The 7,838-nt window shown below is 49.0% G+C and carries 8 protein-coding genes; 4 read left to right on the forward strand and 4 right to left on the reverse strand.

The window, feature by feature from the left end; translation table 11 throughout:
• Positions 1-371: 371 nt before the first annotated feature.
• Together NZ772_09610 and NZ772_09615 are read left to right on the forward strand one after the other, a co-directional pair.
• The gene (locus tag NZ772_09610; protein ID MCS6813810.1) at positions 372-776 is read left to right on the forward strand and encodes a hypothetical protein; all 405 of its coding nucleotides are present in this window, start codon (positions 372-374) and stop codon (positions 774-776) included.
• Between the two features lie 21 nt (positions 777-797).
• Entirely contained in the window at positions 798-1,343 is a 546-nt protein-coding gene (locus tag NZ772_09615; protein ID MCS6813811.1) for a hypothetical protein, read from the forward strand.
• Positions 1,344-1,660: 317 nt separating this feature from the next.
• Here the strand turns inward: NZ772_09615 and NZ772_09620 are convergent, their stop codons facing one another.
• Both NZ772_09620 and pdxH read right to left on the reverse strand, forming a co-directional pair.
• A complete protein-coding gene (locus NZ772_09620) occupies positions 1,661-2,266 on the reverse strand; it encodes a TetR/AcrR family transcriptional regulator (protein MCS6813812.1) in 606 nt (201 codons plus the stop codon).
• Positions 2,267-2,402: 136 nt separating this feature from the next.
• Entirely contained in the window at positions 2,403-3,047 is a 645-nt protein-coding gene (pdxH, locus tag NZ772_09625) for a pyridoxamine 5'-phosphate oxidase (GenBank protein MCS6813813.1), read from the reverse strand.
• Between the two features lie 195 nt (positions 3,048-3,242).
• Here pdxH and NZ772_09630 point away from each other — a divergent pair, with 195 nt between their 5' ends.
• Positions 3,243-3,422, forward strand: a complete 180-nt coding sequence (locus NZ772_09630; GenBank protein ID MCS6813814.1) for a hypothetical protein — start codon at positions 3,243-3,245, stop codon at positions 3,420-3,422.
• Positions 3,423-3,440: 18 nt separating this feature from the next.
• Positions 3,441-5,633 carry an AAA family ATPase gene (locus NZ772_09635; GenBank protein ID MCS6813815.1) on the forward strand — a complete coding sequence of 731 codons (2,193 nt, stop codon included), beginning with the start codon at positions 3,441-3,443 and terminating at the stop codon, positions 5,631-5,633.
• 319 nt (positions 5,634-5,952) lie between these two features.
• Here NZ772_09635 and radC read toward each other — a convergent pair whose 3' ends face one another.
• Together radC and NZ772_09645 are read right to left on the reverse strand one after the other, a co-directional pair.
• The gene (gene radC / locus NZ772_09640; GenBank protein MCS6813816.1) at positions 5,953-6,687 is read right to left on the reverse strand and encodes a DNA repair protein RadC; all 735 of its coding nucleotides are present in this window, start codon (positions 6,685-6,687) and stop codon (positions 5,953-5,955) included.
• Between the two features lie 22 nt (positions 6,688-6,709).
• Positions 6,710-7,651 carry a phosphoribulokinase gene (locus NZ772_09645; protein ID MCS6813817.1) on the reverse strand — a complete coding sequence of 314 codons (942 nt, stop codon included), beginning with the start codon at positions 7,649-7,651 and terminating at the stop codon, positions 6,710-6,712.
• Positions 7,652-7,838: the final 187 nt, after the last annotated feature.

Genomic DNA, 7,838 nt, shown 5'->3' on the forward strand with positions numbered 1-7,838 from the left:
TAAAACGTCACCATTCTTAGCAGTTGAGTACCCCTACAGCCTTATTGCTTGATGATGGAGGTATAGCAGCAAACTTTTGCCAGAGCCAGTACACATCATCTGTAGGATAATCCATGAAGTGGTTCAACCTCTTCGCTTTAAATCAGCGTTTAACACTTCTAGTAACTGGCCTTTAGAGAGTTGACGCTATAACGAGTGTCACACCAAACATTTCACACCACGAAACTGAGCATATTTTCGGAGTAGCGCTTCACTTGAGTGAAGTAACCATTACACCAGGGTGTGTCTGAGTTGAGCTGTTGATTGGTAGTAACCAGAAACAGGGTGTATCTGGGTTAATCAAAATCATTCAGGTACATGAGGTCGTCATCATGAGATTCCAGTTATTGTCGGGGAGACGGATGCACAAGACGCTCCGCCAGTTGAGCATTAGTTTACTCGGGCTTGTTTGTTTCAGTCTAGCGATTGTCAGTCATTCACAGCCGATCGCAGCTCAGTCTGGAGCAAACCTAGCCACTATTTCAGAGATTTTAGACGGTAACCAAGTATTCATCCAAAGCCGACAGGCTAAGGTGAATGACCAAGCTAGGCGTGGCCAAAAAGTTATGACTCGAGATGCGCGGGCAGCGATTTTGTTCAACAACGGTGCCGTAGGACGGCTAGGTAAGAACTCGGTGTTGACAGTAGGCGATCGCTGTGCCCAAATTCGGCGCGGACAGATTTTAGTCAGCGGCCCTGCTAGTAGTTGTTCATCATCGGTCGTTGCTGGTGTTTGAGGCACTACCTACTTACTGGAAGTGGATGACAATGATCAGACCATTGTGAGAGTCTTGGAAGGGGAAGTCACTGTTGCATCTGAGCAGATTATCATTCCTGAAGAGCCAGAAACCAGCTTTATGGACATAATTGACCCTACTGGTTCCATTAAGCCTGTTGGTTCTGGTGTAAGCCCTCAGCTACCAACTTCACGCATTAAGCAGCTTCCACCGGGTCTATCAGTACCGACGGCACCCAAACTAGCCTCCCTCCAAAGCCAGCCTAGTAGCTCACCTAGACAACCTGCATCAACGAGGGAAAATAAGATTACAGTTGTAAAGTCAGGTGAGAAAGTTGCCTATAACCCTTCCCAGGGAATCTTTAGCCCCGTGGAGAAAATGACTCAGCAAGAGTTTGAGTCTATTCTGACAGGAGCACTGTTCAACGGCTTCTCTGTACCAATCCCCGGCCTTCAGGATGTGCAACGTAGTTTCCAAAACCTCTTCCCCGGCGTACCTTTTCCTATCAATGTTCCTAGTTTGAATGTGCCCGGTTTAGGTATACCAGGTTTACCCTTTGGCTTCTAAAGGCTAGTGACAGAGGCTAGTTTTCCCCTTAGAGAGATTGGGAGCTAAACTGACGGGCATCCCCGATCATGCTTATCAACTTACGTGGCATTCTAGAGGAAGACTATACCCATTCTCCAAAGGCCAGCAACGTAACCATTCGTTCGTAGTAAGGACTTAAGTCCTTACTACAAGCTATCCGTAGCCGTAGTGTAGAGAGGTAATAGTAGGACATAATCGCAACGGAGGTTTGTAGCGCAGACTTAAGCCTTCACTCGCACTAACCGTTGGCCTCTCTCACATTAGCCTAGCCCCATCACCATATTTACCTGGGCTATTTACTTGGCTAGCACACCATTGAGGAAAATATCAGCAATGCCTTCCGCCATTTCCTGCATGGCTTGAGGAGAGGTGTCGTGCATGATGGTGTTTTGACTAAAGCCTGCGATCGCAAACATGCCTACAAATACTCGTGATACCACTTTAGGATTTATCTTGCGGTAGGTGCCACGATCCATAGCTGTTTGAAAGAAGGCTTCAGCTACATCCATCATCTTATCGATAACTTCAGCTTGAATGCGATCGCGCAACTCTGGATGAAACTGCGCTTCCATGAAACAGATTCGCATAATATCACTGTTCTTGTGCAGGTTCAGCATTCGCCGCCGCATCACCTGAGAAACTGCCTTATAGCTACCCATTTCACTCAGCTCAGTTAACAAATCGGTCAGCAACTCTACCCATCCTTGGGTGGCAATCTCGATCAAAATTGCCTTCTTGTTGGGGAAGTGGCGAAATAGAGTTCCCTCTGCAACACCTGCCAAGTCTGCTAAGTCACGGGTACTAGTGCCGTCATAACCTCGACTAGCAAACAACCGCTCTGCTGCCCGCAAAATTCGTGCGCGGGTTTCAGTTTCGGGCTGAACAGCAGGAGAAAGTTTCATAGGTAGTTTGAACTGCATAATCTGAACGATCGTCATTCTCGCTCATGTGAGCAGTCAATCCACAAAAACGTTACAGAAACTCATATTCAGTTATTGTGCCAGGACTGCTGTGGTTGATCACGCTAGCGTTAGCAGCCTAGGGTGACAGACGACTGATTGTCCAAGTGCCATCCGCTTGACGAGAATAGAGGAGGCGGTCGTGCAGCCGATTTGGGCGACCTTGCCAGAACTCGATCGTTGTTGGCATCACCCGATAACCACCCCAGTGTGGAGGCCGAGGTACATGACCATCAGCGTAGGTATTAGTAACCGTGATCAGTTGTTGTTCCAATTGAGCACGATTGGCAATAACTTGACTCTGTGCCGATGCCCAAGCCCCTAGCCGACTCCCCAAGGGACGGCTCTGAAAATAGGCATCTGACTCTTCAGCCGACACTTGCTCAACAGCACCCCCAACTCGGACTTGGCGCTCTAGCTCTGTCCACAGAAACACCAGCACTGCGCGCGGATTAGCCGCTAGCTCTTGCCCCTTTTGGCTATGGTAGTTGGTATAGAACACAAACCCTCGCTCATCTAAGTCTTTGAGCAACACAATCCGAGCGTTAGGAATGCCGTCAGGAGTGGCGGTTGCCAGGGTCATGGCGTTGGGTTCAGGCAAATTGGCCGCTACAGCTTGGTCAAACCACTGGCGAAACTGCTGTATAGGGTCTACATGGACTTGAGATTCATCAAGACCTGCCAGGGTATAGTCTCGACGAAGATCGGCGATCGTAGGCATTATTCACTATCCAAGTTAGTTAAGAAACATAGCAAACTCTAGTTAAGAAATGTAGCCAAATCTGAAGCTTAATTGCAAAATCTTCTTTGGAGTAGGAGATGCAGGAGGTCGAGTGATAAGGTGTTATGACGAAAATTTTTATTTGCAAACTGCACATCAGTTACACCATTTATTTCGTTATACTCCTGTTGAACTCCTATGTTTAATCATGACTCTAACAAAGACTCCCTTTCTGGCGTAGTAGCAGCAGCACTCGGAGCCGGTATTGTTACATCCTTTGCTGTTGCTCTGGGGCAAAGTCCCCTATTGGCATTGGGGATTACACTATTCTCTGCCTTGGCAGCCTTTTTATTTGACCGCCTCCTGCAACATTCCTAGCCTAGTCACTACTCTAAGATTCTGACTCCACCGTCTGAACCACTAGCAGCGAGAATGCGTCCTCGTACCTTGGAAGAGTTCATCGGGCAAGATGAAATCCTTGGTCAGGGACGGTTATTGCGACGGGCTATCCAGGCTGATCAGCTATCGTCGCTGATTTTCTATGGGCCACCCGGGACGGGCAAGACAACCCTAGCACGGGTAATTGCCAACACTACCCGCGCTCATTTTATTGCTATCAATGCTGTATTGGCTGGGGTCAAGGAGATTCGAGAGGCAATCGCTACCGCGCAGGAGCGTCAACAGCGTCATCAACAGCGTACATTGTTGTTTGTAGATGAAGTTCATCGGTTCAACAAGGCTCAGCAAGATGCGTTGTTACCTTGGGTAGAGAATGGCACAGTTGTGTTGATTGGTGCTACCACCGAAAATCCCTATTTTGAAGTGAACAAGGCGTTGATTAGTCGATCGCGTCTGTTCCAACTTCGACCCTTGACTGCCGACCAGTTGCGCCAAGTTGTTCACCAGGCATTGACAGATGCAGAACGGGGTTACGGCGATCGTGCTGTTACTCTGGATCCAGATGCTCTGGAACACTTAGTCAATGTTGCCAATGGTGATGCGAGGGCATTGCTCAATGCCTTAGAACTAGCCGTAGAGACTACACCACCAGAGCCTGATGGCAACATTCACATCACCCTAGCGATCGCAGAAGACTCCATTCAGCGTCGTGCCATCCTCTACGACAAAGAAGGGGATGCCCACTTTGACACCATCAGCGCTTTCATCAAAAGTCTACGGGGGTCTGACCCTGATGCTGCATTGTACTGGCTAGCCCGCATGATCTATGCAGGGGAGGATCCGCGCTTCATCCTGCGCCGGATGTTGATTCTTGCTAGCGAAGATGTGGGATTGGCAGATCCCCAGGCGGTAATGGTAGTCAATGCTTGTGCAGAGGCATTTGATCGCATCGGTATGCCCGAAGGTCGCTATCCGTTAGCTCAGGCAGCACTCTACCTAGCAACGGCTCCTAAGTCTAACAGTGTTATGGGGTTTTTTGATGCCCTAGCTACTGTGGAAAAAGAACGGACAGCAGATATTCCTTCTCCGCTGAAGGATGCTAATCGAGATAAACAGGGCTTTGGACATGGCGCAGGTTATCTCTATCCCCATGCTTATCGAGATCACTGGGTTGCTCAGCAATATTTGCCCACAGGATTGCAGGGACAGGTTTTCTACCAGCCCTCTGATCAAGGCTATGAACGTCAACTTCAAGCCCAAGTGGCACAGCGGCGAGAAGCTCAGCTTGCAGCGTTAGCTGAAGGGCCAGTCACAACTCCCCTGGAAACATGCACAGTGGGCATCTCGGATTCTAGTGTTGATCGGTGGTTGCGGCGTGCCCTCAGTCGGGCTGGTGAAAAGTTAGGGCGAGTGCGCGATCGCCTGTTTGCCCTTGCCCAACCCCAACGCCATCACATTATTTTGGATGTGAATGCAGGCAGTGGGTTATTGCTCTGGGAAGGGGTGCGGCGTGCCCCAGAGGGAGGGGTATATGCCTGTGCATGGACAGCAGATCAGGGAGTGGCCTTACAGGAACAAGCTGCAATGCTGCCGGAACTCAGTCGTCCTGTGATTTGGATATGTTCCCCACTGGATCTCCCACATTATCTCCGGCAACAAACGAGTACCGATGCTCACCCTTGGGTAATTGATCGTGTTATTGGACGTAATCTGCTTAGTCATCATCCAGAGCATGTTGCCCTGCTGAGGCAATTAGTCCCTTACCTTCACCCCACAGGCAGCATTACCTTAGCAGAAACCTTGCCTCACTATGCTCAGCGTTTGTATCAATTAGTGGAGCCAGACTGGTTGCCAGCGGAACTCTATGACCAGCTAGTCACTGCTGAGGAAGCTGCTTATGCCAGTGATCCTAGTCTGCAATGGACCCCGGCTTGCCTAACCCACGAGTTACCTGCACAGACAATCACCATAGACTGGGAATACAACTTAGGAGAGTTAATGATTACTCCAGCGCTGATTCAACGTTGGTTCCAGCGATCGGCTGCCTCTAAAACCCTCACCTATGCCGATCGTCTGTCTGCTTCCCTCGACAGCACGGCACTGGCTAAGGTGCATCAAGTCTTCAGCCAACATCTTAAAAATCGCACAGTTCCCTGGCAAAGTACAATCGCCTTAATTCACATCAGTTGAATAGCAGATACAAGCCACAAATTACTTGGCTAAGACATCACTGCCGTTGAAGCTTGCAGCTATAGCTAGAGCCTCCATACCACTTCTCCAAAAGCCAGCGACACAACCTATTAGTTCATAGTCAGTATTAGTTCGTAGTAAGAACTTCAGTCCTTATCACCAGCCATCTGTAGCCATAGTTGGGGAAATTAGTAGTTCGTAGTAAGAACTTCAGTCCTTATCACCAGCCATCTGTAGCCATAGTTGGGGAAATTAGTATTACTGCAAACGCTCTAGCTAGCCTGTGGCCAGTTATAACTATGTTTGCACCATGTTCGGATTAATCACCCTGGGGCACTTCTTCCCATAATCGAGTTGTCTGGCGCAAGCTACGATGGTCACCGTTGCCTAAAATCACGTGATCTAACAGAGGGATATTGAGAAATTGTGCACCAGTCAGTAATTGTCGTGTCAGATTCAGATCTTCAGGGCTAGGGTCAAGGTTACCTGAGGGATGGTTATGGGCCACAATCAACCGAGTTGCACCTTGGCGAATAACTTCCCGAAAGATATCGCGCGGATGTGCCAAGGTTTCCGTTGCGGTGCCGATCGTAATCACCTTAACCCCAAGGAGGCGATGTCTAGTATCCAGCAACAGCACAGCAAATCGCTCTTGAGCTTGCCACATGAGGTCATGGCTTAGGGCTGCTGCGGCAGCGGCAGGGCTATCGATTAAGGGACGATCGAGCACACTAATTTGAAAGGTTCGTCTCCCCAACTCCAGCGCTGCCAGAATAGTTGTAGCCTTAGCTGGCCCCACTCCTGGAATCTTAGTTAACTCCTGGATGCTGATCTCTCGCAAGACCTCTAGAGGGTTACGCTGATGGTGACCAAGCTCTTGCAGAATATATTGCCCTAGCCCTACAGCCGACAGCTTTCCAGGCCCTTGACCCGTACCCAGCAAGATCGCTATTAGTTCTGCATTGGATAGTACCTGTGCCCCGTGGGACATTAGCCGTTCTCGTGGACGCTCACTGAGCGGCATGTCCATCACTCTCAAATTATAAAGCGCCATAGGCAATTGATGCGAATAGTAGCTACATAAGGTGACTTTGCGTAGCCTTCAGCATGTGGTAGGCAATCAGCAACTGGGTTAGTGCTAGTGGGTAGCTTTGCAGTGTTTCCCCTGTGGTGCCTGTGAGCTTACCTAACTCTGGGTTAGCTTCTCGGCTACAAAAGCCGATTAGATTCGGCAAGTCACTGCAAATAAAATGTTCTAGCTGTAGGACTTGATCTTCGGTTGTGCCGCTGTCAATCTCTAACACATCGACAGGTTTGCCCATGTCGCGATCGAGTCCTAAGCGAATTGCCGATTTGCCATCCGTTGTTGTCTGATCGATAACGGCTGTGAAATCTGGATGCGGGATAGTGGGTCGCAATACTAAACGCACGTTTAAGCCGTCATCAACTTGCTTCTCCGGCTCTGCGGGTGGATAGAAACTGACGATTAAGTCTGCCCAGCGGCGCTGAGGTCGAATAAACTCCTCTGAATCTGGCTCCCGCTTTTGCAGTTCCGCTAACACCTGCTCCTCTGTGTATCCACGCTTCATGGTATCGCGCTTTATTTTCCAGCGGGTACGCAGATCTTCTGGTGGTGCTAGATAAACTTTCACATCGTAGCAGTCTCTGGCGGCACGAGTAGCATAGCCCAATAGCCCTTCGATGATGACAAACTTGTTAGGCTTGACGTATTCTGGCGGTTCAAATGTACCTGTTTTGTGACTATAGACGGGTTTAAGAATCGGTTGACCTGTCCGCAGTAAGGACAGATGTTGCTGCATGATATCTAGGTAGTTACAGTCGGGGTGTAACGCTGTAATGCCCAGTTCTGCCCGTTGTTTACGATCGTAGCGGTGATAATCGTCAGTGCAGATCACTGTTACGTTATCTGATCCCAACACTTGAGCAATACCTCGTGTCAGCGTTGTTTTACCAGCCGCGCTATCGCCAACAATACCCAGTGTGATGGGGCGATGCACCATAACTCCTCCCAGTTGTAAGTATCAGATTAGTCAGCCACACCAAACAGCCAAGCCAAACACACCCCCACTGACAAGGACGGTCTTAGTTCATCTGCATTAGTATGGAAAAACTAGATTATTAATTTTAGGGCACAAATTCACGATATTGATTAGTTTTCATTATTTCCTTACGTTGCCATTGCTG

This window comes from Cyanobacteriota bacterium, from assembly GCA_025054735.1.
In the GTDB taxonomy this organism is placed as follows: domain Bacteria; phylum Cyanobacteriota; class Cyanobacteriia; order SKYG9; family SKYG9; genus SKYG9.

What these genes read in the sequence shown, in the direction of transcription:
- radC (MCS6813816.1), bottom strand. Translation starts at nt 6,687, where the DNA reads ATGGCGCTTTATAATTTGAGAGTGATGGACATGCCGCTCAGTGAGCGT.
- NZ772_09620 (MCS6813812.1), bottom strand. Translation starts at nt 2,266, where the DNA reads ATGAAACTTTCTCCTGCTGTTCAGCCCGAAACTGAAACCCGCGCACGA.
- NZ772_09610 (MCS6813810.1), top strand. Translation starts at nt 372, where the DNA reads ATGAGATTCCAGTTATTGTCGGGGAGACGGATGCACAAGACGCTCCGC.
- NZ772_09630 (MCS6813814.1), top strand. Translation starts at nt 3,243, where the DNA reads ATGTTTAATCATGACTCTAACAAAGACTCCCTTTCTGGCGTAGTAGCA.